We start from the raw sequence: 26,040 nt of genomic DNA, 5'->3' as shown, positions 1-26,040 counted from the left end.
GTCAGAAGCCTCGTTGCTCCTCGGCCTCCTCGCGAGGCCGCAAAATTCCATTTTTCAAGCAACCCGCCACGTCGATTCGCCCGTCGTTGCGGAGCGGAATCGGCACGATGCCGGCCCGCACCACGAGCCCGGAGGCGTTCACGTCGCGGCGCGGGCAGATGGCGGTGATCCGGGTGATGTCGTCCGAGAGCTCGATCGACTCGCCGGCGCGGAGCGTGATCTCGGGCAATTTCAAGGCGCCCCCGAGGCGCACGGTCCAGCGCGTCGGTAGCACGTCGTCGGCCGGCCAGCATTGAAAACGGCTCCCTTTGGGGAAACGGCGGCCCGCCGCGCGTCCGTCCCGCGCCAGCGTGAATCCCATCAGCTCGCCGTCTTCATTGAAGGAGAGCACGTCCCGCCCGTTCACCCAGGTCCCGTCGATCTCCACCTCCGATTCGAATGCGCCGCGCAGGCTCGACAAACGGCCCGAGGGGGCGAACACGAGGCTCGCCCCCGGGCGGACCGTCCTCCCGAGCAGCGGAATCGGCCCGCCGAGCACCACCTCGTGCAGCCGGTCCTCCCGGCGCGGGTCGAGGAAGCGGTCTTCATTGAAATGGAAAATGGATCCCGGCGGCAGCTCGACCTCGCCGACGTACACGGGCGAGACCGAACGGACCCGCCGGAGCCGTCCGCGCTGGTCGCGAATGGCACGGACGAGGTCGAACGCGCCCATCTGCGGCCCCAGCCAGAAATTGCGCAGCTCCGGCGGTACCGGCGTACGGGACGCGGCCGCGCGCATGGATTCGAGCGCGGTGACGAGCCGCGCGTGCAGCCGAAAGAGGCGCGGCGGGCCGAAGCTGGGCCCGAACACGTCGGATTCGTTGTCGAAGCCGGGATCGGCGTACGGCTCGCGGATGACGAGGCCGTTCGGCCCCGCCGCGTCGAGGTCGTGGTGGATGTCGATGTCCGCGTCGAGCAAGGAATGCCGCCGGTGCACGGGGACGAGCCAGAACCGGTAGAGCGTCAGGCGAATGCCATCCGGACCAATCCGGATCGAATACCGACAGCCCGCGCACACGGTGACGACGATACCGAGGACCACGAGGCCCCAGGACGCAGGCAAGAAGACGAGCCCGAAACATCCCCCGAGCACGATCGCGCCGAGGCCGCCGAAGAGCGCGCCTGTCTCGTCGAAGCCCTCACAGTGCGTCGCGCCGTTGGTTGTCCAGACGAACATCGTTCCAGGGCAAACTATAGAAGCTACGGCCCGGTTTGACAACCTCCACGTTTGTCGGCGGGCGTGTTTTTTTCGTGGAACCCCCCGCGGGCAAACCCAGGGTACGTCCGGCCGAACCCGCCCGCGGCGCATGCGCGGCTCCCGGGGGCGGGCGGGCGGGCGTGGCGCGGGCCGCGGCGTCGCGATAAGCTCGGGGCATGATGCCCCCGTGGGAGCACCCCGACTGGTACGACCTGCACGACACCACCTTCACGGCCGGGCCCGAGCGAGAGCCCGAGCACTACCGCGAGCTCGTACTTTCGCTCCCCCCGCTCGACGTCGACGATCACCTCGTCGACGTCGGCGCCGGCACGGGCAAGCTCACGCGCCTCATCGCCTCGGCCTACCCCGCGCTCGGCCGCATCACGCTGGTCGAGCCGAACGTGCAGAAGATCATCCGCGCCGAACGTGCGCTCGCCGAGGCCCTCCACCGTGGCTCGACGCGCATCAAGTCGATCACGCAGGGGCTCGGCGAAGGCGGGCTCGCGATCGCGCCGCTCGCGACGGTCGTCACGGTGGGCAGCGTGCTCATGCCCGTGATGGAGCTGCGCGGTGGGACGCTGCGCGACGGGATCGCTTGGCTCGATCGAGCGCTGGAAGAGCTATCGGCCATGCTCTCGCCGAGCGGCTCCTTGTTCCTCGTCGAGACGCTCGGCGCGCCCTGGGCCCGCGGCGGCCTCGACGGACCCGTGCGCAGGCTTCAGCTCCCGGAGCTCGAAGAACGTCTCCATGCGGCGGGGCTCTCGTCGATCGAGTGCACGTACCGCTTTCGCGACCGCGTCGTGATCCGCGCCCAGCCGGGAGACGGCGAGGGCAATGCGACGCGGGTCATGATGAACGTCGTGCTGCCCCCGCGCGGCTGAACGCGAAGGCAAACCAGCGCCGAAACTGGATTTCGTCGGCCAGGCCTCCAACGGTCGGCCATGTCGACGCAATCGAGCGGCGGCGGATCGACGAGGCGCTCGTTCGATGTGCGGGCAACCAGACATGCGCCACGGGGATATTGGGGATCTCGCGGCGGACGCTGGTCGGGAGGTTATCGGCGTACGGAATGCCGCGACTGCGGCGGAAGGGGTGACGGCGCGCGAGGCGGGAACGGCGATCAATGGCCGTTCGTCGCGGCGATCCAGGCGGCGAGGTCCTGCGGGGAGAGGTCGAGGACGGCGTCGCCCACTCGATCGGGACCGTCGGCGCGGATGCGCGCGAGCAGCGTCGCGTGCTCGGGCTCGGTCAGCGCACGGCCGAGCCGGCGCTCGAAGAGGTGAACGAGCGGCCGGAGGCCCTCGTGGATGCCCTTCTCGATGCCCTTCTCGATGCCCTTCTCGATGCCCTTCTCGATGCCCTTCTCGATGCCCTTCGAGTACCCTTCCTCCAGCCCTTCCTTGTAGATCCAGTTCTGCATCACCAGCTCCCTCGGCAACAGCGATCGTACCACGTCTCGCAATCCCCGCTCGCGTTGATCCGCTTCCGCCAGGACGGCCATGGCCGTGCCGAGCTCGTCGAACGTCGCGGGCGGGACACGCGCGCGGAGCTCGCCGAGCACGCGTGCGACGCTCCGTTCGTCCGCGTCCACGGCGAGCGGCGCGAACGCGAGCCAGAAGCTGCCCCAGGCCGCGAGCTCGGCGATCGTCCGCTGATAGACCGGCTCGATGCGGAAATGCACGCCCGAAAACGGTGCGCCTCGCGGGGAAACCCTGTAGGTGCCATAGAGGGGCCACGGTTCCTCACGACCGCCCAGGAGGACGACGATGCTTTCGATGGGCGGCACCAGCTCCGGGCCGCTCTTGTTCTCTTCCGCGACCGCGAAGCCGAGCAGCGCCTGATACTCGTAGGTTCGATACGGCATGTTGGCGGGCATCGCGGTCTGCCATTCCACGTGGAGCAGCCTCCGCTCCCCGTCGATGCGTACGTCGAGCGTGCGATCGAGCTCGCGATGACGCGAGGTGACCTGGGTCTCGAGCACGGCGGCGGTGAGAGGCCCTTCGCATCCGAGGAGACCACGCGCGAGCTCGTCCGGGAACCGCTGCGAGATGTGGCGCAGGATCAAGTCGACGCTGTCGTCTTCGGGGGACACGCGCGCCCTGTACCGGTGGGGCGGGGTTCCGTCAAGTAAAACGTTTTACCGCGGAGCGAGGCACAGCTCGGCGCTCGCCGTCCGCGACGCCCCCCGAGAGGGCCACGAAATCGGCGAACGCCTTACTTCCCGTGCCCTGGCCCGAGCACGAGGTCCATCTTCGCCACCGGATCGAAGTTCTCGACGTGCGGCGGGTGATGGCATTGCGAGACGCACGATTGCGGGTCGGGCTTCAGGATGATGAGCCCCTTCGCATCCGGCTTCCTCGCGTGGAGCGACCCCGGCCCGTGGCACTCCTCGCATTGCACGTCCTTGAGTTTGTCCACGAACGTGACCGTCGAGCCGCCGGGTTTGTCGTAGCCCGTCACGTGGCAGCTCACGCAATCGAGGTTGAACTCCTTGAAGTCCTTCTCCAGCGTCTCGTACGCCTTCGCGTGCGCCGTGCCGTCGAAAACCTTGCGCTCCTCGTCATGACAAACCGTGCACGCCTCGATGCCGATGTAGCTCGCCTTCCCGGCCGGCGCGGCGGCGGGCTTGCGATCGGCGAACGCCGTGCGGTTGTGCTCGTTCACGCGCTTGTAGTAATCGACGAGCTTGGTCGCCATCGCCGGCTCGATGCCGAGCTTCTCGCGCACCTCGACGAGCTTGTACCGGAAGAAGCTGCCCTTCGGTGAAGGCATCGGCTCCTCGAGCTTCGCCTTCTCGGCGCGCAGCTTTTCGAGGTCGGCCTTGCGCGCGGCGAGATCCTCGGCCTTCACCTTGCCGCCCTTCTCCCACGACTGAATCCGCGTCTCGAGGTCGCGAATGCGGCCCGCGAGCACGACGAGCTCCTCGGCGCGCTCGATCCCGCTCGCGTCCGCGAACGAGAGCACCTCCGCGTCCCGCGCCCGTACGTAGAGATCCACGACGCCCACGGTTTGCAGGTGGTTCGACGTCTCCACGACCAGCGTCGACCCCACGCGCATCGGCGGCTTCGGCGCGTCGTTGTTGTGGTCCGTCTCCTGGGGCTTGCCGAGCACGAGCACCGTGAGCTCCGGGATCGCGTCCGCGAGCCGCAGCGCATCGCCGCGCGGGATCGCCGCGAGCCCCACGAGCACGCGCGCGCCCTGCTTTTTCGCCTCGAGGACCCCCGCCTTCATCGCGTCGAGCGCGGGCTTCGTGGTGATCCCGTCCGGCAGTTTTCCCGCGCGATCCCGCGGTTCCGCGACACCGATGATCCCCACCTTCACGCCCGACACCTCACGCACCACGACGCCCGTCACGCCTGGCACGCCCTCGACGTTGCCCGCGAGCAGCGCCGATCCCGCCGTCGAGACGTACTTCGTCAGCGCCTCGCCGCCGGCCGCCCAGTCGTTCAAGCCGGGCGCCCACGCCACGAGCCCGAGCTCCTTCGCCGCCGCGGCGAGCGTCTCGGCCTTCCACGACTGCTGCGTCACCTCGTCGGGCCTGAGCGTCGGCTCGCCGAAGAGCATCGGACCTGCGCCGAGGACCAGGCTCGAAGGCGCGGCGGCCGACTCCGCGCGGAGGAAGGCCGCGAGGTGATCGACGCCTCCGAGCTGATCCTTCGTGCAACCGCAAGGCTCGATCGCGCCGGCGACCGTGCTCAGGAGGTAGAGGCGTACGGTCGGCTGCGCGGAGGCTGCGTCCTCCTCGGCGGTGACGGCGGGAGGCGTACGGCAACCCTGACATGCGGCCACGGTGGCTCCGAGGACGAGGGACAGAATCAGAGCCGTGCTGGGGAGCGCGCGAGGCATCGGACGGCTTGTAGCACAGCGCGCGGCCCTCCGTACCCGCCCGGCCGCCTCGCCGCCTAGCTCCGCGAGCGCCGGGACGACTTCGGCGTGGCCGCGTATTCGTGGCCGAAGACCTTGCGATCAAGCGTGCGACCCCGGGCGTCTCGCAAAGAGATACGCCATCGGACGTGGACCCGCTCGCCGAGCTCGAGCGTCGGCCCCCAGACGGTATGCTCGGCGAGCACGCGCGCGGGAAGTCGAATACGCTGGCGACCGACGGCCACCGGTCCGTCGGGGACCACGACCACCTCGCCCTCCCCGAGCACCTCGTGGCTCGTGTCTTCGAGCGCGTAATGCAGAACCGTCGGCACGTGCGCGCGCCCTTCGATCGAATAACGCACCGTCGCCGAGAGCCGCGTCCCGGCCGCGACTCCAAGAATCGATCCGTTTCCAATGCCTGAGACAGCCTGGCAACGCGCGAGCGGAAAATCCCCCAATGGACCCATCCGCACGGGCAAATGGGTCGCATGCCACCGGCGCCGCAAAATGGCCTGCGACTCGTCGAGCGCCCGCATGTCCGAGATGTACTTCGCGCCCTGGAACTCCAGATCGCCGTCGGAGGTCTGCAGCGCTTCGAGCAGCGCGCCGGTGAACCGCGCCCGCCCCGCGCCCTCCGTGCCCGCGCCGATCCGGGTCGCCCGCGCCGCCGCCACACGCAGGCCTTTGCGTGCGCGCGCGACCGCCTCGACCCATGTCGGCACGACCTCTTCATCGGGAGCGGCGCCAACCACGAGGTCGAGGACGAACAGCACCGATTGCGCCGTCACACGCTCGAAATGACGTGCGAGCGCGTCGGCGCCGATGCAGCCATCCGCGACGTGCAGCCCTTTTTCGCTGGCCCGACCCGAGAAATACAGCACGAAAAACGGCGCGCTCTCGCGCGACGCCGCGTCGAACGCATTCTTCACGGCCTTTTTCGTGGCGTCCTCGCCGACGAGACACGTCGCGACCGTCCCGGGGGGCCCGAGGGCTCCGCTGAACAGGCGGAACACGTCGCGGGCATTGGTCTCTTCGCACCCGAGCTCCGGGACGCCGGGCACTCCGAGGCAAACGACACGATGACTGGCGCTGGGCGGAGCCATGACGAGATCCCTGGCGCGCGCGAGCAGGCCCGAGCAGCACGTCCGGGCGAGGCGCGACCTGGGCCGGATACTGAACGAAGTTTCAGTCCATGTCAACGGGGCTCTCGATCCAGGTTTGGCGCAGGATCCACCGGGAAAAAACCGCTGTGGTTTCAGGCGGACGAACGGGCACAACGTTTGACAGGATACGTTGTCCTAGCCGCCTCGACCGGCGTGTACAGGGTGCGGTTGTTCAGTAGTACAGCGAAGGCTTCCGGTCGAGGCGGGCGTGAGGGGCGGGAGGCGGATCAGGCGGCCTTGCCGGGCTTCTTGGCGTGGTCGCGGCCCTTCTTGTGGCCGCCCGGCTTGAGGCCCTTCGCGAGCTTGCGGACCTCCTTGGCCTCCTCCTTCGTGACCGTGCCGTCCTGCGCGACGCGCTTGGCGGCGGCGCGGACCTCGGTGGCGCTCGCGTCGAAGGCCTTGCGGCGCGCGACGCGGTCGGCCTCGGGGAGGTTTTTCGCCTTCATGTGGCTCTCCATGCGACCGCGTGCCTTCTCGATGCGCTTTTCCATGTGCTTCGTGAACTGATCGGCCGGGATCGGGAAGGCGACGCGCTTCTTCTTGCCCGCCTCGGCCTTGGCGCCGGCCGGGGCGCTGCCCTCACCCGCGAAAGCGACCGTGGGCGCGGCGGCGAAAGCGAGGCAAAGGGCGACGGCGAGGGGGCGGAAGAACGAGGGGACGTGCGTCATGGCTGGCTCCTTGGGACAGCGCCTTGTCGCGGCGCTCGCGAGGAGGAATTGCACGGGCCATGCCGAGGTCGTTCGCGGCCCGGATCCGCGATTTGCGCGGGAAATCGGCTGCGGAGCGATCGCCGCGCCCCTCGCCTGCGGAGTGATCGGTGCGACGCGGGCTCCGCACCCTGCGCGATCTCAGAACACGGGCGGCGCGAACGGCAGGATCGTCTTCAGATCCTTGTCGTTGAAGCGGAGCTGAAGGCCGATGAAGTAATCACGGCGGTCGGCGTTCAGGATGTCGTCGACGCCGCCGAGCAGCCACAGCTTGCGAATGAACTCGTACGCGAGCGCGACGCGCCAGCGCGGGGAGATCTGCTCGCCGAAGCCGAAGAGGTCCTGCCGGAGCTCGAATCGATCGTCGAGCAGATGCAGATCGAGGCCGATGCCGCCGGTCGACTCCTTGATGCCGAATCGGCCCGTGAAGGGGCCGAAGCGCTTGGCGAACTGGAACGAGAAGCGGAACGCGTTCGTCGTGACCGTGCGGATTTCACGGTAATGCGGCGGGTCGTTCGGGTTCGTCGTGTCGACGTCGATCTGCTCGAACGTGGTGAGGCCGCGCGGGTCGTTCACGAGCTCGATGAGGTAGTATTTGTCCTCGGACGGCTGCAGGCGCAGCTCGACGTAGCTCTTGATGGTGTTCGCGAGGAAGTTGTAATCGGTCCGCAGGCCGACGATGGTCTGCAATCGGCCCATGCCGCCGACGAGCTCGCCCACGTCGCCGACGGCGCTCTCGACCTCGTTGATGAGCGTCTCGTCCTTCGTGAGCTTGCCGAGCGTCCCCTCGCCCCGATCGATCCGCGCCGCGACGTTGTCCGCATGCGAAAGCGCGCTCTCGAGCGACGTCGTCGCCTTGTCGATGCGCGCCGCCGCGCTCCGGAGCTCGCCCGCCTTGCCGTCCCCGCCGTTGGCGCTCGTCATCTTGCGGACGTCGCCCGTCACCTGCCGCAGGTTGTCGAGGATCGCGTTGATGTTCGGCTGCGAGTTCTGGGTGATCGTGTTGATGTTGTTGATCGTGTCGCGGACCGCCGTGCGGTTCTCCCGGACGGTCTCGTTCAGCGCCTCGGTGACCTCGGCGAGGTTCTTCAGGATCTTTTCGAGCTGATCCTTGCCCGTGTCGCTGCCGACGGTGCCCTTCAAGGACTCGGTCACCGTCTTGACGTCCTTCAGGATCTCGGAGACCTGCCCCTGCAAGGACTGGATCGAGGGCTCCTCGATGTAGTGCGTGATCTGTCCCTGATCCGGGATGCGTGGATAACCTTCCGTCCCGGGCGCGAGCACGATGTAGTATTCGCCGATCAGGCTCGTCGCGCGCTTGCCAATGGCCGCGTTGTCGTAGAGCGGGGCCGTCGGGAACATCTTGATGTCGACGCGCGCTTTGCCGCCGTCGAGCCAGATGCGGTCCACGGTGCCAACCTGGATGCCCTGGATCATCACGCGCGAGTGCGGCGCCACGCCGGTCACGTCGGGCAAGTACGCCCAGACGCGATAACCGTTCTCCGTGCCCGCATCGGGCGAGATGAAGCGATACGCGCCGAACGCCGCAGCCGCGAGCGCGACGGTCATCAAGCCGACCTTGGCGCCTTTATTGACCTCGATGCCCAAGCAAACCGAGCGTACCACGGAAATGCCGAAGAGACGCGCCCCTTTCTTGCAGCCGGGGCGTGGTCACCGGGGGTGTCAGGCGCGCCGAAATTTGCTACCACCTGAAGCATGCGTGGCGTAGCTCCGGCAGCGCTCGTGACGTTCGCGCTCGGCGCCACGGGCTGCGCCGGCGCCGCGCCGATGACGCCCGCCCCCACAGCCCCGGCCGCAGAAACGCCGGGGAGCGGCGATAGGCCGGCGTGGCTCCCCGCGTACACCGCGGCGCAGCGCGCCCTGCTCGCCCCGGTCGAGACGCCGATTCAGGTGCCCGCGGCGCGCGTCTATCCAGACCTGCAGCGCTTCCAGTACGCGGGCCCCGCGCGCCTCGACGATCTGCGGAGGACGGTCCGGTTCTCGACGCTGATCGTCACGGTGATCGACAAATCGCCGCGCCTGTACGCGCTCGACGACGCGGCGCCGGAGCTCGCGAACCTGGTGGCGCAGTACGGTCCGCCCGCGGCCGCAGAGCCGGACCCCTGGCAAACGGCGGAGGTGGCTCGCAAGGACCGCGCGCTCACGCTGACCACGGTAAAGCTGTCGGACGAGGCGAAGGCGTCGCTCGCGACGGCCCGATCGAAGCGCGATGCCGGCGACACGAAGGCCGCCGCCGAGGCGTTCCGCGCGGCGCTCGGGTTCACGCGGGCCGCGGGGATTGCCCTCGAGCTCGGGGAGATGCTCGTCGCGCAAAACCAGCCGAAGGAAGCACGCGAGGCGTTCGACGAGGCGATCCGCATCGACCCGACGCTCGCGACGGCGCACCTCCGGCTCGCCGAGCTCGCCGAGAAACGTAGCGATCGGGAGGAAGCGCGCCGCAAGGTCGCCGAGGCCATCGCCTTCTGGCCCGCCTCGCGCCGCGCGCTCGATCTGGCCGACCGGCTCTCGAACGGCCTCGTTTCGTCGCGCCACACACGCCTGCCCCTCTTCCGCGTCTTCCTCGACGTCGACAACGTGGGCGCGATCCACGTCGGCTCCTCGGGCGGCGATCCCGCGCGGATCTACGCCGGCTGTCGCGCCGTGATGCGCTACGAGCCCGAGATCCGCGCTCGGATCTTCGAGCAGCCCGAGGACGTGCCCTACCACCTCACGATGATGGAAGAGCTCATCTGCATGGAGTCGGCCATCGGGGCGTACGTCGCCGCGCGGATGTCCAAGGACGGCGCGGCGGTCGATCCGGCGATGGAGGCGCTGCTCGAGGTCGCCCACGAGGAAGGGCTCGGCGGGTATGTCATGACCGAGATCCTGGGCCGGCACCGTCCCGAGCGGGCGCGGAGCGCGCCACGCGAGGTGCATGAGGCCATGGTGCGTTACGTCGAACGCACGATGCTCGGCACGCCGCTCGTCGCCGACCCCGCGCAAGGGGTGTACACGGCGGCGCGTTGACCCCACCCGGAGATCGTCGATGAACGCTCATTCGCGTCGATTGCACCGAGGTCCGTCCCTCCTCCACGCGCTCGTTTGCTCGCTGCCCGCCCTCGCCGCCCTCGCGCTGCCGCTCGTCGCGTCCGCCGAGGCCGGCGCGCTGCGCGTCACCTGGAAGCCCACCGTTTCGTCCCCTCGCCCCGCCCCGAAGACCGGTCCGCGCGAGGCCCCGCTGCTCGGCCTCTGCGGGCCCGCAGACAGCGCGCTCATGGAGGTCGCGGCGATCGTGGCGCGGCGCCAGCTCGACGGGGCGAGCGCGCTCACGGCCGACGAGCTCGCCTTCTCGCTGCGCGCCGCGGGAGACCCGCACGTTTGGCCGAAGGCGTGGTCGCTCTCCGGGGTGAACCTCGACGACGCGGACACGGGGACGCGCTTCAAAGGGTGGATCGGCGGGCTTCGTTCGCTCGGCGCGCGTCGGTGCGGGGTGGCGAAGCTCGACGGCGAAGGCGGGGCGTCGGTCGCGACGGTGATCACGTTCGACGCGCTCGCGGACATGGCGCCGGTGACGACGACGGCGCGCGTGGGGCAGTGGATCACGCTGGAAGGAACGATGCTCGTGCCGGCCTCGGGCGTGCAGGTCGTGCTGCTCGGGCCACGCGCGGCGCCGCGCACGGTGCCGAGCTCGCTGTCGGGCGGGAAGATCCGGTCGACGTTCTCGGTGGACCAGCCCGGCGCGTGGCTCGTGCAGGTGCTCGCGACGGTGTCGACGGGACCGCGGCCGGTGCTGGAAACGACGATCTACGCAGGGCAAAAGCCGCCGAGCGAGTTCGTTCGAGCCGCGGTGCCGGGCGAGGAGGCCGCGGCGGGGGCGAAGGACGACGCGGACGCGATGCTGCGCATGATCAACGCGGCGCGTATCGCCGAAGGTCGCAAGCCGCTCGTGCGGGACGCGGCGCTCGACAAGGTGGCGCGGGCCCACTCCGAGGAGATGATGAAGACGCGGCTCGTGGGCCACGACGTGGGCGGGGGCGATCCACGAAAGCGCATCGAGGCAGCGGGGATCCAGGCGGCGATCGCCGGGGAAAACGTGGCGAGCGCGAGCTCGCTGCCGAACGCGCACAGAGCGCTCTGGGCGAGCCCGTCGCACCGAGGGAATTTGCTGCTGGAGAAGTTCACCCGCGTGGGGGTGGCGGTGTCGCGCGGGGCGGATGGGTCGTACTGGGTGACGGAGCTGTTCTCGGGGTCGTGACGTTCAGGCTTTCCCTTCGTTTGAGGTCGAAGGGTTTCCTTCCTGAGACTTGCGGCGAAGGGGGACGAGCTGAGGCTCGGAGGAGGGCTCGGGCTGGATGGTGCAGTGCTCGAGCCCGTGGGCCTCGCGCATGCGCGCGGCGACGGCCTGGACGACGTCGGTGCCGTGGAAGCCGCGGGCGATGACGATGTGCACCGTGAGCACGTCGAAGCCCTCCGAGATCGACCAGACGTGCAGGTCGTGGAAGCCCACGACGCCGGGGACCTTGAGGAGCGTCTCCTCCACGTGCGCGATGTCGATCTCGATGGGGCTGCCCTCCATGAGCACGTGCGAGGTGTCGCGCACGAGCTTGAAGCCGCCCCAGCAGATCAAGAGCGCGATGACGCCGCTGATGATCGGGTCGGCCCGGGTCCAGCCGAGCGAGAGGACGAGCACGCCGCCCACGATCGCGCCGACGGAGCCGAGCGCGTCGGACAGGACGTGCGCGAGCGCGGCGCGCGTGTTGATGTTGTGCCCCTTGTCGCCGAACGAGAGCACCGCCGCGGCGATGAGGTTGACGACGAGGCCGGCCGCCGCGGTCGCCGTCATGGCCGTGCCATCGATCGCGCGCGGCTCGTTGAACCGATGCACGGCCTCGCCGAAGATCCACACGGCCGTCAGCGCGAGCGCGACGCCGTTCGCGAAGGCCGCGAGCACCTCGGCGCGGCGATAGCCGTACGTGCGGGCGCGCGTGCGCTGCTGCGACGCGATGCGCTGCGCGATCATGGCGAGCGCGAGCGCGGCCGCATCCGCGAGCATGTGGCCCGCGTCCGCGAGGAGCGCGAGGCTGCCCGACAAGAAGCCGACGATCGCCTCGACGACCATGAAGCCGGCGGTGATCGTGAACGCCAGGACGAGCCGCCGGATCGGCGTGCGCCGTAGCTCGCTCAAGCCGTGCGCGTGGCCGTGGTCGTGGTCGTGGTGCGCGTGGCCCTTCGCGCGTTCGTCGTGCGCGTGGTCGTGCTCGTCGTGGTCGTGATCGTGGTCGTGATCGTGACCGTCGTGATGCGCGTGGTCGTGATGCGCGTGTTCATCGGGGTGCGCCGCACGGGCCATGGCCGGGAGGGTAGTCCATCCGGGAGCGGGCGAAGGCACCGATCGACGCGCTCGGGCGCGAGGACGCGCACGCGGGCGAGCCGAGCGGGTCAAAACTTGGCGGGGGGCGGGCTTCGTTGACTATGCTCCGCCCCATGGCCGAACCGTCGGACCGCCTCGTGTGGGTGGACCTCGAGATGACAGGGCTCGATCCACAGCGCTGCGCGATCGTCGAGATCGCGACGATCATCACGGACTGTAACCTTCGCGTCGTGGAGGAAGGGCCGAACCTCGTCATCCATCAGCCGCCCGAGGTGCTCGCCACGATGAACGACTTCGTCCGCGAGCTGCACGCGCGCTCGGGGCTGCTCGAACGGATCCCGACCTCGAAGGTCACCCTCGACGACGCCGCCGCGCAGACGCTCGCCTTCGTGCAGAAGCACGTGACGAAGGGGACGGCGCCGCTCTGCGGCAACTCCGTCTGGAAGGACCGCGAGTTCCTCGACCGCTACATGCCCGCGTTCGTGGCGCACCTGCATTACCGCATGATCGACGTGTCCACGCTGAAGGAGCTCGTGAAGCGGTGGTGTCCAGAGCGGCAGGCGCCGAAGAAAAAGGAGACGCACCGCGCGCTCGACGACATCCGCGAATCGATCGAGGAGCTCGCCCATTACCAGAAGCTGCTCTTCGCGCCCCTCGCGCGCGCCTGACGATCGCCGTGTAAGGCGAAGGCGGCGATCCCGTTCCCATGCACACGCCACGGAGAACGGATACCCGCCATGATCGCCCCGACCCGCCTCGCCTCGATAGTAGCCCCCGTCCTCGCCTCGATCGCCCTTCTCGCCGGCTGCGGCGGCGCGCCGTCGCCCGTGGCCGAGCCCCAGGCCTACGCCGCCGCGCGGCCCGAAATGGTCGCGCCCACCGCGCCCGCGCTCCAGCGCTCGTACTTCACGAAGGACGTGACCGGCGCGCTCACCGAGCAGGACCTGCAAACCGTGCTCGAAGCGCCGATCGATCTGCAGCTCCCGGCGCGCATTGGCGTGATTCCCCTGGCCGAACCCTTTGATCCCAAAGGATCGCCGTCCCTCGGCCTCCGCAACACGGCGTCGCACCATTTCGCCAAGGCGCTCGCGGGAAATCCGCATTTCTCGCAGGTCACGGACATCTCGACGGACCTGCCGAACGTGGGCGGAATCGAGGGGCTGCGCGTGATCGCCGCCCGCTACCGGCTGCGGTATCTCGTGCTTTATTCGGAGCGCTTCGAGGACAGCACGCACCTGAACGGCTGGGCGTGGCTCTATCCGACCGTGCTCGGCATGTTCTTCGCGCCGGGCGTGACCGTCGAGAGCCAGGGGATCGCCCAGGCCGATTTCCTCGACGTACGCACGGGGACGATCCTGTTTTCGGTGACCGAGCCGCTGCGCGTGTCGAAGAAGGAGCAGATGATCGGCGCGGCGCGCTCGCACAAGGAGGAGCAAGGGAAGATCGCCGCCGATGGGGCGCGCTCGCTCGCCAAGCGCGTGCACGTGCAGACGAACGCGCTCGTGGCCTTCGCCGACGCCACGCACGGCGCGCAGCCGCGGCCGAAGCTCCTGCCCTCGCCCGTCGTCGCGTCCTCGCCCGTGACGGGCGCGCCCGCGGAGATAAGCCTCGCCAAACCCTGAATCAAGCGCGCCAGAGCGCGAGCACCCACAAGAGCACGCCGGCCAGCGCGACGAACACGCCCGCCCGCGCCCGCGCGAGGTCGATGCCGTCCGGAGAGGCGCTCGAACGGCGCACGGCCCACGCCGCGCCGCCCGCCCACGCGACGAACGCGACGAGCAGGAGGACGACCCACGGCGTGCGCGGAGCCTCGTCACGGAGCAGCGCCGCGAGCTGCTTTTCTTCGATGCGCTGCGGCGGCTCGGTCCGCGTGCCCGGCGGACGCGGCGCCGCGGCCTCGATCCGCGCGATGGCCAGGTTCGCGCGGTCGAGGTCCTCCTTGTGCGGCACGAGCAGCCAGCGCGTCTCGATCGCCGCCGTGCGGACGCCGCGCCAGGCGAGGAGCGCGAGATCCCGATCGCCGAGACCTTCCGCCGTCGTGGCAATCGACGCGAGCCGCTCGTAGGCGACCCGCACGTGCGGCGCGCCCGGCGCATACCAGCCCGCGGCCCTCCGCGCCCGCACCGTGGCCTCGTACGCATCGCCGCGCCGCAAAGCCGCCGTGCTCTCGGCGATCTCCGACTCGCCCGACCACACGACGCGCGCCGTCACCGCGCCGACGAGGAGCCCGACGATCGCCGCGGCCCCGAGCGCGCGCACGACGCGCGTGACGAAGCGCGCGCGCTCGGGAGAAATCGAAGTCGTGGGGGCCGCGTCGCTCACAGGAAATCACGCTCGTTGAAGACGAGCGCAGCCACGGCCAAAAGCCCCACCGACCAGCCGAGCGACGTGAGCGAGGCCATGCCGAGGTACGAAGACAACTTCACGTCGATCGCCGCGCCCACGAGCAGCGGCCGCGGCGGCACGAAGATTTGCAGGTTCGGGACGATCTTCGAAAGCACGACACCCATGTCGTGTATTTGCTGTCCGAATTGCTTCACGGGCAGCCTCGAAAGGCTGTCGGCCTGCCGGCCCACGATCCACACGCCGAGCGTCAAGAGCGCCGACAGAAACGGCGTGGAGAACGAGGCGAAGAGCGTGGCCGCCGCGGCGACGATGGCGATCTCGAGGAGCGTGAGCACGCTCGACGCGAGCACGACGCGCCGCTCGTCCGGCGCGACACCCGAGAGGACCACGCCGAGCACGAGCATGCCCGCGGCCCACGGAATCACGCCGTAGGTGCGCATCTCCGGGATTCGCCATCCGACGAGGCCCATGAGCACGAGCCAGCCGAGCCCGCCGCCCGCGATGCGAGAGAGGTGCGCGGCCGAGTCGCCCGCGCCGAGGCCCGCGCTGAGCAGGAGCACGAGGCCCGCGTCGGCCATGACGAAGACCGCGATCGTGAGCAGCGTGCCGAGGTATTTGCCGACGAGGTACTCGCTGCGGCGGATCGGCCGGGCCAGGATCGGAAAGAGCGTCTTCTGTTCGAGCTCGCGGTAGAGCGAGGTCGCGCCGATGACGATCGCCACGAGCAAGCTGAAGATCGAGATCGACGCCGCGCCGAGGTCACTCACGACGCGCGGCGCGTTCTTCAGCGTGAAGGCGCCGACCACGAGCGAGTAGAGCGACACGAAGAAGGCCACGACCGCGAGCCCGAGCAGGATGCGCGCGCGCACCGACTCGCGGTACGTGTTCAGGGCGATGACGCCGATCCGGCCGAACATGGCGCGGAACGTATCACGAAGCGATCGGTTGTCAGACCTTGCGCACGCAGCCGCCGCCCACGTCGAGGAAGCGACCACGCTGCAGCGCCGACTCGAGCGCGGCGTCGAGGCCCGTCAAGATCGAGCCGCCACGCTGCAAACGCGCAAAGGAGAGACCCGTGTTCGACGCCGCCCAGTACGCGGCGAAGCGCAAGGCCGCGTCACGATCGGTCGGCTCGCGGTCGAGCGCGTTCATCAGGCAGAGCGTCCAATCCTCGGACGAATAGTCCTTCGCATCGGGACGAATGGCCCGGATCTGGCCGCGCTTCGGCCGATCGAAGCGCCCCGCGCGCAGGCCGTTGTCGATCGCCCGCTCCACGGCGACGCGCGCTTTGGCCTTCTTCGCTTCGTCTTCCTCGTCGGCGAGGCCGAGCAAGACGAGCCCGTCGAGCACCTGCCCGACCGCATCGTCCCTGTCGAGCGCGCCCTTGCCGAACAGGATCTCGAAGACCCAATCGACCTGCGCGTCGCGGCTAGCGAGCACGAAGCCCGGCTCGCCGTGGTTTTCCGATTCCACCCGAGGAGAGGCCAACCGTCGGCGATTTCGAGGAGGTGTCATCTTGCCCGTTCCAGCCCCGGATCGAGGCCGAGCGAGCGGCGTATGTACTTCCATGTGGCCGCGCCGTCGAGCCCCCACGTGCATCCTCGAAAAAGCTTTCCTTCGTGTGCTTGCGTGATGTGGGCAATATTTCACGGGTTCGGCGCGGCGCGTGACCCGACCCGGACGCGTCATGCCGAATGGTTTCGCTCGACGTCGCCCGGCTCGTCAGTACCCTCCGCCCCGTGGTCGTAACGGGTGGTCAGGGTCAGGGGCGTTCGCAGTCGTTTCCGTTCCCTACGCGCTTCGCCGCGCTCCGGCGTGGGAGCGTCGCTTACTTCGACGCAGGAGAGGGAGAAGGCGTGGTGTTCGTCCACGGACTCGTGGGTGATTTCACGCACTTCGAGCATGTCGTGAAGCCCTTCGAGGGGCGATTTCGCCTCGCTGGGCTCGATCTTCCGGGCTGCGGGCTCTCGTACAAACCGACGACGCGGAACACGATCGACGGCTACGCCGACACGCTCCTGGAATGGCTGGATGAGCGTGGGATGCGCCGGGTGACGCTCGTCGGGCACTCGGCCGGGGGGCAGGTCGTGGCGCAGGCGGCGCTCCGTGCGCCCGATCGGGTCGAGCGGCTCGTCCTCATCGGCTCGGCGGGGATGCGCAGGTACCCGTCGTTCACCCCGTGGCTCGCCGAGACGCTGCTTCAGCCGTGGCTCCTGTCGCGCACGCTCGACCGCCTGGCGATGCCGATGCTCGAACACGTGTTCGTCGCTCGAAACACGTATACCGAGAAATTCGTGAGGGACTCTCTCGACCGGCCCATTCAACCGACCATGGACGAAATGGCGAAGGTGTTTCACGACCTGGCGAGAGATCTGGTGTCCCCGACGATCCTGGAAAATGCGCATCTCTTCCGTATGCCAGTCCTGGTCGTATGGGGAGAGCGAGACCGATTGATTCCGCGGGAGAGCGCGGCCGAGGTGGCAGCCAAGCTACCGAGGGTTATAATGAGAGTCATTCCTGGGTGCGGCCACTTGCCCATGATCGAATGCCCGGACGAGGTCGTCCGGACGATCGAGGGTTTCTTCGGCTCCGTGATCGTGCCCGAGGTGACCAGGACGATTCCCGCATGAAATCCGAAGTCGCGCAGCATTCGAGCGCGCCCCGCACCTCCCGAAAATACGGCCATACCGTTCCCGAGATCCGGACCGAGGTCGTCCAGCGCTCGCACCGCATCATCTCGCGGATCGTGAAATCGTATTTCCGTAGCGAGATTCGAGGCGCCGAGCGACTCCCGTCGTCCCAGACGATCATCGTCTCCCATCACGATGGCGGCGTGCTGCCGATCAATGGTCTCTGCCTCGGGGTCCACTGGTACGACCATTTCGGTTTCGACCGTCCGCTCTACGTCCTCACGCACGATCTCCTGCATAGCCTGTGGGATCCGTTCTCCAAGCTGCTCGCGGATTCGGGGCTGCTCCGCGCCGACCGCAAGGCCATGGACGCCGTGCTCGAGCGCGGGCAATCCGTCCTGATTTTCCCCGGCGCCGCCCGCGAGTCGTTCCGCCCCTTCTGGCACCGCGCGAACATCGACCTCGGCGGACGCAAAGGCTTCATCGCGCAGGCAATCCGCTGGAACCTGCCCATCACGCCCGTGGTCTCCGCCGGCTCGCACGAGACCGTCGTCGTCCTCTCCGGCGGACACGAGTTCGCGAAGGCGATCGGAATCCCGAAGATCGTGCGCTCCGCCGACATCTGGCCGATCCTCGCGGGGCTGCCGTGGGGCATCTGGGCGCTGCCGTTCCTGCCGCAAATCCCGCTGCCCGCGAAGATCACGACCGAGGTCCTGCCCCCGATCCACCTCTCCGAGGCGCTTGGAAGGGATCTCTCGCCGCACCATGCCTCCGATCCGGAGATCGTGCAGGCCGGCTTCGACCTCGTCGTCGGCCGCATGCGCAAGCGCCTCGGCGAGCTCTACGACGAGCGCAAGTACCCCGTCATCGGCTGACGAGCTCAGCGCTTGCGCGGCGAACTCCACTCGCGGCGGAGCAGGCCGTACACGCACTGATCCACGCGGCGGCCGTGGATCATGAAATGCTCGCGCAGCGTGCCCTCGAGTACGAAGCCGAGCTTCTCCGCGAGCCTGCGCGAGGGGCGGTTCGGCTCGCTGATGTAGGCGTAGAGCCGCGCGAGGTCGGTCTGCTCGAAGACACGATCGACGAGCGCCGCCACCGCCTGCGTGGCGATTCCTCGGCGATGGTAGGCCTGCGCGACGTGGTAGCTGAGCTCGGCGTGGCCGAGGCGGAAGCTCGGCCGCAGGATCGAGACGATCCCCACGCACTCTTCCTGCCACTGCACCATCCAGCGGTGCTCCTGCTTCTCCGGGTCCGAGAGGTCCGGCGTCGATGCGACGAGGCGGCGGCGCAGCGCGTCGACCGACCAGGGCTCGATCGGCATGTGCCTTTGGGCGTGCGCCTCGCTACGCCAGCCGAACCAGAGCTGCGCATGAGCCGCGCGAGGCGGCACGAGCTGGACCTGGAAAGGACGCGGAACCGCAGACAAGGCCATCGTCATCGAGAAAAAAACGCGCGGGGGGTCCGCGAGGCCCGCGATGCTAAGGGCAGTCGTCCCCTCGCGCAATGGATGCAGTAGGGCGCGCGACGATCCTTCTCGAATCCCACGTTTCACGGTATCTCTCGGGGTCGTTCGAATCCTTCGGAAACCCGGGAGCTTAACCATGTTCACCCGCGTTCGGCCTCGTCGCACATTGCGTCTCTCCATCGTCGCCTCCACCGCCCTCGCAGGCGGCGCGCTCACCCTGCTCGGCGCCTCGCTCTTCGGATGCGGCACCGATACGTCCGACGTGTTCCAGACCGGCGGGAGCGCCGGCGCAGGGAACACCACGAACGCGGGCCCCGGCGGCTCCGGCGGACCAGGCGGCGGCGGACCAGGCGGCGGCGGACCAGGCGGCGGCGGACAAGGCGGCGCGGGCGCCGGGATGAGCGGGACCGAGGACTGCCTCGACGGCGCGGACAACGACGGCGACGGCGATGTCGACTGCGCGGACGCCGATTGCACGGAGGGTTTTACCTGCGTGGATGACGCACCGGCGGGGTGGTCGTACGCGTGGACCGCGGAAGGAGACGCGACGCCCGCGTCCTGCGAACCCGGCTTCGTGCCCGAGGAGCTCTTCACGGATCCCGCGGGCGCGGCCGAGTGTTCGGCGTGTACGTGCGGGGATCTGCAAGGCGCGGCGTGCTCGACGCCGGGGCTGCAGTGTCATCCGAACTCGACCGGTTGCTTCGGCGGCGGCCAGAACTGGACCGGCGCGTTCCAGAACGGGGCCTGCGCCAAACCGACGGACCTGCTCGGCTTCGCCATCAACCTCTCGTGCCGCCTGAACGGGTCCGCGATGGTGACCGAGCCCGGGAGTTGTCCGCCCTCCGTGAGCGAGTTCCAGAACAAGGAGCCCTTCGCCGGCAAGATCACGGTGTGCGACGCCAAGACCTCGAACGGCGGCTGCGGCGCCGGCTCGGCGTGCGCGCCGAAGCCCACGTCCACGGAGAGCCTCTGCCTCCGTCAGGAGGGCGAGCACGCATGCCCCGCCGGCTTCACGCAGGTCGTGAGTTACAAGAGCGCCACGGACACGCGCGCGTGCTCTGCGTGCGCGTGCGAGCCCGACACGACGTGCATGGGCGGGCAATACCGCTTCTTCGACTACGACGAGTGCATGGCCGGCGGCGACAATCCGATCGCCGTGGACAGCGGCACGTGCAGGAACGTGAGCGCGCCGCTCGACTCGAGCACGTGGTCGATCCAGCAAGTCGCGGCCACGCCGAGCGGCTCCTGCGCCCCGACGGGCGGCGCGCCGACAGGAGAGCTCACGCCCGAAGGCGCGGTGACCTTCTGCTGCAAGTGAGCTCGGGTTTGGAGAGATGAACGGGGGAAGGAGGGGCTCGGCGCGAAAGGCCGAGCCCCTTTTTCATGGCCTCAAGCGCGCCGGCGGCGGCGGCCGAAGGCGAGGAGCGCCGCGCCGAGCGCCGCGAGCAGGCCACGCGAGGCGTCGTCATCGGTCGCGACCGTGCATCCCGCGCAACCACCGCTGAGCGCGATGCCGTCGGCCGTGTCGCTGCCGCCCGCGCCGCCCGCCGCACCGCCGCCGCCGCCTGCGCCACCCTCACCGCCTGCGCCGCCCACGCCCGTCGGATCGACGCACTGCCCGATGCTGCTGTCCATCGAGGTGCACTCGAGCCCCGTCGGGCAACCGTTGCCGCCGCTGCCGCGGCAACCCTCGACGCAAGCGTTGCTCTCGTTGCAGACCATGCCGCTCGTCGAGCCGCCGCAATCGGCGTCCGTGTTGCACTCGACGTCGTCGCTCGGGTTCGTTGGATCGGTCTCGCCGGCATCGACCGCGCCGTTGCCGTTCGCGTCCTCGACGCCGTCGGGGATGCCGCCGTTGTCCGTATCCGCATCGATCGGGCTCGTCGTCGTGGCGCCGCCGTCCGCGTCGGGCTTGCAGATGTTCGCCGCCGCATCCGTCGCCGGGTTCGAGCAGTCGAGACCGAGCTCGAGACCATCGGGCAGGCCGTCGTTGTCGCTGTCCGGATCGACGACGTTCTTGATGCCGTCGCCGTCCGAGTCGTCGCTCGGGTTCGGCTCCTTGCCGTCGATCACGCCGTCGTCGTCCGTGTCCGCGTCGTTCGGATCCGAGCCGAGGAAGTCCTCGAGATCATCGCCGAGCCCGTCGCCGTCCGTGTCGACGATGGTGTTGTCGTCGCCGGGGTTGTTCGGATCGCCCTCGCCCGGATCGACGACGCCGTTGAGGTTCCAGTCCTCGGAGCCGTCGGAGATGCCGCCGTTGTCCGTGTCCGCGTCGAGCGGGTTCGTCTTCGTCGCGCCCATGTCGCCGTCGGGCACGCAGCGACCGGCGTTCGGATCGGTCGCGGGACTGTCGCAGCCGAGGCCGAGCTCGGTGCCGTCGAAGAGACCGTCGTTGTCGCTGTCGGCGTCGGAGATGTTCGGCACGCCGTCGCCGTCCGTGTCGAACGACGGGTTCGGCTCGGCGCCGTCGGGCACGCCGTCGTCGTCCGTGTCCGCGTCGTTCGGATCCGAGCCGAGGTGCTCCTCGAGGTCATCGGAGAGGCCGTCGCCGTCCGAGTCGATGATGATGCTGTCGTCGCTCGGATCGTTCGGATCCTTCTCGCCTGGATCGATCTGGCCGTTGAGGTTCGTGTCCTCCGAGCCGTCCTTCACGCCGCCGCCGTCCGTGTCGGCGTCGATCGGGCTCGTCTTCGTCGCGCCCATGTCGGCGTCGGGCACGCAGAAGACCTCGTTCGTGCCGGGTGCCTTGCAGTCGTAGCCGAGCTCGGTGCCGTCGAGCAGGCCGTCGTTGTCGCTGTCCGGATCGAGCGCGTTGATGAGGCCGTCGCCGTCCGAGTCCTCGGCGGGGTTCGGCTCTTGCCCGTCGGGCACGCCGTCGTCGTCCGTGTCCGCGTCGTTCGGATCGGTGCCGAGCGTGCCTTCGACGATGTCGGAGAGGCCGTCGCCATCCGTGTCGGCGATGGTGCTGTCGTCGGCCGGGTTGTTCGGATCTCCCTCGCCCGGATCGATCTGGCCGTTGAGGTTTCCGTCCTCCGAACCATCGGACACGCCGCCGTCATCGGTGTCTGCGTCGATCGGGCTCGTCGTCGTCGCGCCGCTGTCCGCGTCCGGCTTGCAGGTGCCGGCGCTCGCGTCGGTCGCGGGGTTCGAACAGTCGAACCCGAGCTCGGTGCCGTCGAACAGGCCGTCGTTGTCGCTGTCGGCGTCGAGCACGTTGGCCACGCCGTCGCCGTCGGTGTCGATCGACGGGTTTGGCTCCTGGCCGTCGATCACGCCGTCGTCGTCGCTGTCGGCGTCGTTCGGATCCGAGCCGAGCACGAGCTCGACGTTGTCGGAGAGGCCGTCGCCGTCGGTGTCGTTGATCGTGCTGTCGTCGCTGGGATCAAGGGGGTTGCCCTCGCCCTGATCGATCTTGCCGTCGAGGTTTGCGTCCTCGGAGCCGTCGCCGATGCCGCCGTTGTCGGTGTCGGCGTCGAGCGGATCGGTCGTCGTCGCGCCCATGTCCGCGTCCGGGCGGCACGCGCCGGCCGAGACGTTCGTCGCGGGATCGTCGCAGCCGAGGCCGAGCTCGGTGCCGTCGAGCAGGCCGTCGTTGTCGCTGTCGGGATCGAGCGCGTTGATGAGCCCGTCGCCGTCGGAGTCGATGTCCCACTGCGGCTCGTTGCCGTCGACCACGCCGTCGTCGTCCGAGTCGGCGTCGTTCGGATCGGTGCCGGCGGCGTTCTCGTCGTCGTTCGAAAGGCCGTCGCCGTCCGAGTCGACGATGACCACGGTGGGAGGCGCGCCGGGGTCGCCGCCGTTGCCGTCGGTCGGCGTGTCCTCGGGGGGCGCGCCCTGCGTGCCGCCCGCGTTGATGATGGCCTGGTTGATGATGCTGCCGCCGACGCCGGGATTCACCGTGACGCGGAAGCGGATCGTGGTCGTCTCGCCGACGTTGAGCGTGCCGCCCACGGTGGCGTTGGCGTTCGTGCCGAGACGAACGATCACCGTGCTCGTGGCCGCGTCGAACTCGCCTTGATCGTCGGCCGTCGTGTCCGTCTTCACGCCCATGTTCGGGCCCGTGACGACCTCGAGCGAGCCCGGGACGTAGGTCACCTCGACGGGTAGTTTGTCGCTGAGAACCGTCTCCTTCGAGGTGTCGTCGCCCGTGTTGCTGACGACGATCGTGTACTCGAGCTCGTCGCCGGGGGTGATCACGCCGCCGTTGAGATCGGTGACGCTCTTCGCGGACGAGGTGAAGTTCGGCTTGAGCGTGGAGATCGCGGTGATGAAGCCGCCGAGGATGTAGCCGTCGCTCGACGTCTTCGCGACGAGCTCGGCCGAGGTCGAGCCGGGCGTGACGATGCTCGTGATGTCGAGGATGTCGAGATCGATGCCGCTCATGCTCCGCGCGCCGCCCGTGAGCTGCGGCAGATCCCCCATCACCGAGACGGGCGCGCCAAGGCGCGAGCGCGTGCCGTTGAAGAAGTTGTTGACGGGGTTGGTGGCGTCAAAAAGTGGAACCGCGTCCCAGCTCAGGCTGTCGCCGCCTTGCTGATCATCGCCCTCGTACGCGACGACGCCGAGCTTCGCGTTATAGGCCGCGAGCGGGATGGCGAAGCCGGAGATTGTCGCCGCGATGCCGTCCTGGTTTTCGCTGCTGACCTCGTCGAAGCCGTCGAAGAGCGTGATGTTGCGCGGCGGCTCGCTCTGGAGCTCGTAGACGACGACCATCCACCAGCCGGCGAACACCGAGTTGTTGTTGAGGTTGTTCAGCGCCACCGTGTCGACGCCGCTCACGCGGTAGGGGCCCGTGCGGTACTGCTGCACGTACGCCGTGATGTCGGCGACCGACTGGTAGTACCCGCTGATGGTCGAGAGCGGATCCCCGAGCACGGAGTCGATCGCCGTGATGTTGTGGGAGAAGTCGCCCAGAGGATGATCGAGGGTCACTTCGAGATCGGCCACCCCGGTCGGACTGCGCGCAGCCCAGTAGAGGTACGCATGCGTCACGTTGGCGCCGACCGGCAGGGTCAGTTGCGCGGTCGTCCTCGCGGAACTCGCGCCCACCATCGTGCTAGCGGAGGCCTGCGCGTCCGCTTGCCAGTACACGTCGGGCGCCGAGTCGTTCGTGTTCGTGCCGCAGGCGCCGACGCTTCCGGCGATCGGCGCGGGGACTCCAGGACCGCAGTCGTGCGCGAGCGTGTTGCCGATCAAAATGAAGTCACCCCGCTGGGTGACCTGGAAACGCTGCGCCGGTTCTGCGCTCACGGTCCCCGCCGCCCCGCAAATGAGCGTGGCGACGATACCGCTGAGGGCCGTTCTTCTTCTCATGCGTCCTCTCCAAGCAATCGGATGCAACCGCGGTTTACCATCAAGTTCCGTACCAGCAGTCGATCCGCGCGTCACCCCGACAAGAGCCGCGATCCTGCTGCATGAAGAAGAATTCATCTCGATGCCTGCAGGCATCAATGCGTGCGGCTCGTGGTCCTCACCCCTTGCGGACGCGTTATGCTGAGCACGAGCGCAGCCGCTCTCACACCATGCACATCGAACTCATCATCGTTCGCCACGGTCAGTCGGAAGGGAACCGCGATCGTGTCTTCACGGGGCACGGCCCCTCACCCCTCACCGAGCGCGGACGCCGCGAAGCCGAGGCCGTGGCCCGGCGGATCATGGAGAAGCCAGTCACCGCGATCTACGCGAGTGATCTGCCGCGGGCCCTGGAAACGGCAGCGCCCCTCGTCGAAAAATCAGGCGTTCCGCTCGTCGCGGACCCGGCCCTGCGCGAACGCAATTTCGGCGACCTGACCGGCACTTCGTTCGCCGACATCGAGGCGCGCCACCCCGACGTGTGGCGCGCGCTCCTCGCGCGCGACCCGCTCTTCCGTCCCCCGGGCGGCGAGTCGAACGTCGACTGCAGGACCCGGATCGCGGGCTTCGTCGAGGGCCTCTTCGCCCGCGGCGTCGAGGGCCGGATCGTGCTCGTCAGCCACGGCGTGGCCATCAACCAGCTCCTCTACCACCTGCTCGGCGTGCCCTCGGAGCAGCCGCCGCCGGTCGTCTTCCGCGTGGACAACTGCTCGGTCCAGCGCGTCGAGCGCCACGAGGACACCGTGCGCATCCTCTGCATCAACGACCGCGGCCACCTCGAAGGTTTGACCTGAAAACGATCGCGGGCCCCCGGACGAACACACGTCCGGAGGCCCGCCGTTCGTTCACGAAGATCGCGTCAGCACCTGCGCCACGCGATGCCGTACGTCTGCCGCACGACGAGGCTCACCGAGTCGACGGTCATGAGGCCGCTGCCCGAGCGGTTCGCGAGCGTCGAGACGGCCGCCTGCGTGCTGATGTTGAGCGGACGGGTCGCGCCGCACGGCGACCACACCGCGGCCTCGAGGGTGAGGTTGTCGCGGCGGAAGTAGTTCTCCGAGAAGGGACCGACGAGCCTGGTGCGGAAGGTGCGCCCGAAGCCGCCGGTGAAGTAGTAACTCGACGTCTGCGTGCCGACGACGGCCGCCTCGAGGTCGGCGAAGCCGCGGTAGTCGGCCGAGACGAGCGAGAAGCTGTAGCCCTGCGGGAAGGCCATATCGACGGTGAGCTGACAGAACTTGCGCGCCTCGCTCGGCAAGCCGATCGGGCTCGCCTCGGCGGTGAAGGCCCCGAAGATGAGCTCGAGGGCCTTGCGGTCCTCGGAGAGGGTGCCGGCGACCGAGCTCTGCGGGCAGCCGGTGCCGTTGTACACGAGCCCGCGGATCTCGACGCCCTCGGGCGGTTCGACGAGGTCGTAGGGCTGTGCATCGGCTCGCTCCGAGATGCCGAGGACGGCCGAACCAGCCGCGACGAACGCAACGAAGAGCTTCTTCATGATGATGTCCCCCCAGATCGCTCGCGGGTGATGGCCCGCGGCGGTGTATGGGCACGACGAAGGCGCAGGGGTCCGCCCAGACCGCCCCCTTCGTGCCGTCCGATCGCGAACCTGAGGAGACGAGCAGGCGGTCGCAAGCCTCGGACGGCGCTCTTCGCGCGCTTCCTTTCCCGCGTTTTCGAACGCGCCAGCGTGCCGCCCGGGAGGAGCGCGCGGAAGCGACGTATGGAAAACGAAAAACGCCGTGTTCCAGCTCGGAACACGGCGCTTTTTTTTCGCTGCGGGTTTTTCTTGGTGGACCTGACAGGGATCGAACCTGCGACCTCTAGAGTGCGATTCTAGCGCTCTCCCAACTGAGCTACAGGCCCGTCAGCGACTCGCGGGACTCTACTGATTGAGCCTCCCGA

The 26,040-nt window shown here is 68.9% G+C and carries 23 protein-coding genes and 1 tRNA gene; 10 read left to right on the top strand and 14 right to left on the bottom strand.

The window, feature by feature from the left end; genetic code table 11:
- Position 1 precedes the first annotated feature (1 nt).
- On the bottom strand, positions 2-1,216 hold the full coding sequence (locus tag QHF83_RS15315; RefSeq protein WP_282418569.1) for a hypothetical protein: 1,215 nt from the start codon (positions 1,214-1,216) through the stop codon (positions 2-4).
- A gap of 197 nt (positions 1,217-1,413) precedes the next feature.
- Here QHF83_RS15315 and QHF83_RS15310 point away from each other — a divergent pair, with 197 nt between their 5' ends.
- A complete protein-coding gene (locus QHF83_RS15310; protein ID WP_282418568.1) occupies positions 1,414-2,118 on the top strand; it encodes a hypothetical protein in 705 nt (234 codons plus the stop codon).
- Positions 2,010-2,333, top strand: coding sequence for a helix-turn-helix domain-containing protein (locus QHF83_RS15305; protein ID WP_282418567.1), 324 nt, complete (start codon positions 2,010-2,012; stop codon positions 2,331-2,333). The genes QHF83_RS15310 and QHF83_RS15305 overlap by 109 nt, the downstream gene beginning before the upstream one ends.
- 24 nt (positions 2,334-2,357) lie before the next feature.
- On the opposite strand, the gene QHF83_RS15300 is transcribed toward QHF83_RS15305, so the two are convergent.
- The 5 genes from QHF83_RS15300 to QHF83_RS15280 form a co-directional block, all read right to left on the bottom strand.
- A complete protein-coding gene (locus QHF83_RS15300) occupies positions 2,358-3,329 on the bottom strand; it encodes a hypothetical protein (protein ID WP_282418566.1) in 972 nt (323 codons plus the stop codon).
- A gap of 122 nt (positions 3,330-3,451) precedes the next feature.
- On the bottom strand, positions 3,452-5,083 hold the full coding sequence (locus QHF83_RS15295) for a multiheme c-type cytochrome (protein ID WP_282418565.1): 1,632 nt from the start codon (positions 5,081-5,083) through the stop codon (positions 3,452-3,454).
- Between the two features lie 56 nt (positions 5,084-5,139).
- Positions 5,140-6,204: a hypothetical protein gene (locus tag QHF83_RS15290; RefSeq protein ID WP_282418564.1), complete on the bottom strand. Its 1,065-nt coding sequence runs from the start codon at positions 6,202-6,204 to the stop codon at positions 5,140-5,142.
- A 287-nt stretch (positions 6,205-6,491) separates the two neighbouring features.
- Positions 6,492-6,932, bottom strand: a complete 441-nt coding sequence (locus QHF83_RS15285) for a hypothetical protein (RefSeq protein ID WP_282418563.1) — start codon at positions 6,930-6,932, stop codon at positions 6,492-6,494.
- Between the two features lie 180 nt (positions 6,933-7,112).
- Positions 7,113-8,579: an MlaD family protein gene (locus QHF83_RS15280; RefSeq protein WP_282418562.1), complete on the bottom strand. Its 1,467-nt coding sequence runs from the start codon at positions 8,577-8,579 to the stop codon at positions 7,113-7,115.
- A gap of 108 nt (positions 8,580-8,687) precedes the next feature.
- Between QHF83_RS15280 and QHF83_RS15275 the strand changes: the two genes are divergently transcribed.
- Both QHF83_RS15275 and QHF83_RS15270 read left to right on the top strand, forming a co-directional pair.
- Complete coding sequence (locus tag QHF83_RS15275) at positions 8,688-9,998, top strand: tetratricopeptide repeat protein (RefSeq protein ID WP_282418561.1); 1,311 nt, start codon at positions 8,688-8,690, stop codon at positions 9,996-9,998.
- A 19-nt stretch (positions 9,999-10,017) separates the two neighbouring features.
- Positions 10,018-11,226: a CAP domain-containing protein gene (locus QHF83_RS15270; RefSeq protein ID WP_282418560.1), complete on the top strand. Its 1,209-nt coding sequence runs from the start codon at positions 10,018-10,020 to the stop codon at positions 11,224-11,226.
- A 3-nt stretch (positions 11,227-11,229) separates the two neighbouring features.
- Here QHF83_RS15270 and QHF83_RS15265 read toward each other — a convergent pair whose 3' ends face one another.
- The gene (locus QHF83_RS15265) at positions 11,230-12,321 is read right to left on the bottom strand and encodes a cation diffusion facilitator family transporter (RefSeq protein ID WP_282418559.1); all 1,092 of its coding nucleotides are present in this window, start codon (positions 12,319-12,321) and stop codon (positions 11,230-11,232) included.
- 134 nt (positions 12,322-12,455) lie between these two features.
- Between QHF83_RS15265 and orn the strand changes: the two genes are divergently transcribed.
- Together orn and QHF83_RS15255 are read left to right on the top strand one after the other, a co-directional pair.
- Positions 12,456-13,010, top strand: coding sequence for an oligoribonuclease (gene orn, locus QHF83_RS15260; RefSeq protein ID WP_282418558.1), 555 nt, complete (start codon positions 12,456-12,458; stop codon positions 13,008-13,010).
- A 69-nt stretch (positions 13,011-13,079) separates the two neighbouring features.
- The gene (locus QHF83_RS15255; protein WP_282418557.1) at positions 13,080-13,964 is read left to right on the top strand and encodes a hypothetical protein; all 885 of its coding nucleotides are present in this window, start codon (positions 13,080-13,082) and stop codon (positions 13,962-13,964) included.
- A gap of 1 nt (position 13,965) precedes the next feature.
- On the opposite strand, the gene QHF83_RS15250 is transcribed toward QHF83_RS15255, so the two are convergent.
- The 3 genes from QHF83_RS15250 to QHF83_RS15240 are packed head-to-tail and all read right to left on the bottom strand — an operon-like array spanning position 13,966 to position 16,128.
- Entirely contained in the window at positions 13,966-14,664 is a 699-nt protein-coding gene (locus QHF83_RS15250; RefSeq protein ID WP_282418556.1) for a hypothetical protein, read from the bottom strand.
- Positions 14,661-15,605, bottom strand: a complete 945-nt coding sequence (locus QHF83_RS15245) for an ABC transporter permease subunit (protein ID WP_282418555.1) — start codon at positions 15,603-15,605, stop codon at positions 14,661-14,663. Before QHF83_RS15245 ends, QHF83_RS15250 begins: the two co-directional genes overlap by 4 nt.
- Positions 15,606-15,636: 31 nt before the next feature.
- Entirely contained in the window at positions 15,637-16,128 is a 492-nt protein-coding gene (locus QHF83_RS15240; protein WP_282418554.1) for a hypothetical protein, read from the bottom strand.
- A gap of 416 nt (positions 16,129-16,544) precedes the next feature.
- Here QHF83_RS15240 and QHF83_RS15235 point away from each other — a divergent pair, with 416 nt between their 5' ends.
- Together QHF83_RS15235 and QHF83_RS15230 are read left to right on the top strand one after the other, a co-directional pair.
- Complete coding sequence (locus QHF83_RS15235) at positions 16,545-17,318, top strand: alpha/beta fold hydrolase (protein ID WP_282418553.1); 774 nt, start codon at positions 16,545-16,547, stop codon at positions 17,316-17,318.
- The gene (locus tag QHF83_RS15230) at positions 17,315-18,193 is read left to right on the top strand and encodes a 1-acyl-sn-glycerol-3-phosphate acyltransferase (RefSeq protein ID WP_282418552.1); all 879 of its coding nucleotides are present in this window, start codon (positions 17,315-17,317) and stop codon (positions 18,191-18,193) included. Before QHF83_RS15235 ends, QHF83_RS15230 begins: the two co-directional genes overlap by 4 nt.
- 5 nt (positions 18,194-18,198) lie before the next feature.
- On the opposite strand, the gene QHF83_RS15225 is transcribed toward QHF83_RS15230, so the two are convergent.
- Positions 18,199-18,753 (bottom strand): GNAT family protein, encoded by a 555-nt coding sequence (locus tag QHF83_RS15225; protein ID WP_282418551.1) that lies wholly within the window; start codon positions 18,751-18,753, stop codon positions 18,199-18,201.
- 169 nt (positions 18,754-18,922) lie between these two features.
- Here QHF83_RS15225 and QHF83_RS15220 point away from each other — a divergent pair, with 169 nt between their 5' ends.
- Entirely contained in the window at positions 18,923-20,104 is a 1,182-nt protein-coding gene (locus QHF83_RS15220) for a hypothetical protein (protein ID WP_282418550.1), read from the top strand.
- A gap of 71 nt (positions 20,105-20,175) precedes the next feature.
- On the opposite strand, the gene QHF83_RS15215 is transcribed toward QHF83_RS15220, so the two are convergent.
- The gene (locus tag QHF83_RS15215) at positions 20,176-24,099 is read right to left on the bottom strand and encodes an MYXO-CTERM sorting domain-containing protein (RefSeq protein WP_282418549.1); all 3,924 of its coding nucleotides are present in this window, start codon (positions 24,097-24,099) and stop codon (positions 20,176-20,178) included.
- 209 nt (positions 24,100-24,308) lie between these two features.
- On the opposite strand from QHF83_RS15215, the gene QHF83_RS15210 reads away from it, so the two are divergent.
- Complete coding sequence (locus tag QHF83_RS15210) at positions 24,309-24,932, top strand: histidine phosphatase family protein (protein WP_282418548.1); 624 nt, start codon at positions 24,309-24,311, stop codon at positions 24,930-24,932.
- A gap of 65 nt (positions 24,933-24,997) precedes the next feature.
- Here QHF83_RS15210 and QHF83_RS15205 read toward each other — a convergent pair whose 3' ends face one another.
- Both QHF83_RS15205 and QHF83_RS15200 read right to left on the bottom strand, forming a co-directional pair.
- Positions 24,998-25,633: a DUF4360 domain-containing protein gene (locus QHF83_RS15205; protein WP_282418547.1), complete on the bottom strand. Its 636-nt coding sequence runs from the start codon at positions 25,631-25,633 to the stop codon at positions 24,998-25,000.
- Positions 25,634-25,925: 292 nt separating this feature from the next.
- Positions 25,926-26,001, bottom strand: a tRNA-Ala gene (locus tag QHF83_RS15200).
- Positions 26,002-26,040 lie beyond the last annotated feature (39 nt).

This window comes from Polyangium sp. 15x6, assembly GCF_029960785.1.
In the GTDB taxonomy this organism is placed as follows: domain Bacteria; phylum Myxococcota_A; class Polyangia; order Polyangiales; family Polyangiaceae; genus Polyangium.
The sequence above is the reverse complement of the archived record's forward strand: the minus strand, read 5'-3'. Positions and strand labels throughout refer to the sequence as shown.

Coding starts and splice junctions, on each gene's coding strand:
- QHF83_RS15245 (WP_282418555.1), bottom strand. CDS start 15,605: ATGTTCGGCCGGATCGGCGTCATCGCCCTGAACACGTACCGCGAGTCG.
- QHF83_RS15255 (WP_282418557.1), top strand. CDS start 13,080: ATGATCGCCCCGACCCGCCTCGCCTCGATAGTAGCCCCCGTCCTCGCC.
- QHF83_RS15310 (WP_282418568.1), top strand. CDS start 1,414: ATGATGCCCCCGTGGGAGCACCCCGACTGGTACGACCTGCACGACACC.
- QHF83_RS15285 (WP_282418563.1), bottom strand. CDS start 6,932: ATGACGCACGTCCCCTCGTTCTTCCGCCCCCTCGCCGTCGCCCTTTGC.
- QHF83_RS15295 (WP_282418565.1), bottom strand. CDS start 5,083: ATGCCTCGCGCGCTCCCCAGCACGGCTCTGATTCTGTCCCTCGTCCTC.
- QHF83_RS15265 (WP_282418559.1), bottom strand. CDS start 12,321: ATGGCCCGTGCGGCGCACCCCGATGAACACGCGCATCACGACCACGCG.
- QHF83_RS15220 (WP_282418550.1), top strand. CDS start 18,923: ATGTTCACCCGCGTTCGGCCTCGTCGCACATTGCGTCTCTCCATCGTC.
- QHF83_RS15205 (WP_282418547.1), bottom strand. CDS start 25,633: ATGAAGAAGCTCTTCGTTGCGTTCGTCGCGGCTGGTTCGGCCGTCCTC.
- QHF83_RS15230 (WP_282418552.1), top strand. CDS start 17,315: ATGAAATCCGAAGTCGCGCAGCATTCGAGCGCGCCCCGCACCTCCCGA.
- QHF83_RS15315 (WP_282418569.1), bottom strand. CDS start 1,216: ATGTTCGTCTGGACAACCAACGGCGCGACGCACTGTGAGGGCTTCGAC.
- orn (WP_282418558.1), top strand. CDS start 12,456: ATGGCCGAACCGTCGGACCGCCTCGTGTGGGTGGACCTCGAGATGACA.
- QHF83_RS15215 (WP_282418549.1), bottom strand. CDS start 24,099: ATGAGAAGAAGAACGGCCCTCAGCGGTATCGTCGCCACGCTCATTTGC.
- QHF83_RS15275 (WP_282418561.1), top strand. CDS start 8,688: ATGCGTGGCGTAGCTCCGGCAGCGCTCGTGACGTTCGCGCTCGGCGCC.
- QHF83_RS15210 (WP_282418548.1), top strand. CDS start 24,309: ATGCACATCGAACTCATCATCGTTCGCCACGGTCAGTCGGAAGGGAAC.
- QHF83_RS15270 (WP_282418560.1), top strand. CDS start 10,018: ATGAACGCTCATTCGCGTCGATTGCACCGAGGTCCGTCCCTCCTCCAC.
- QHF83_RS15290 (WP_282418564.1), bottom strand. CDS start 6,204: ATGGCTCCGCCCAGCGCCAGTCATCGTGTCGTTTGCCTCGGAGTGCCC.
- QHF83_RS15225 (WP_282418551.1), bottom strand. CDS start 18,753: ATGGCCTTGTCTGCGGTTCCGCGTCCTTTCCAGGTCCAGCTCGTGCCG.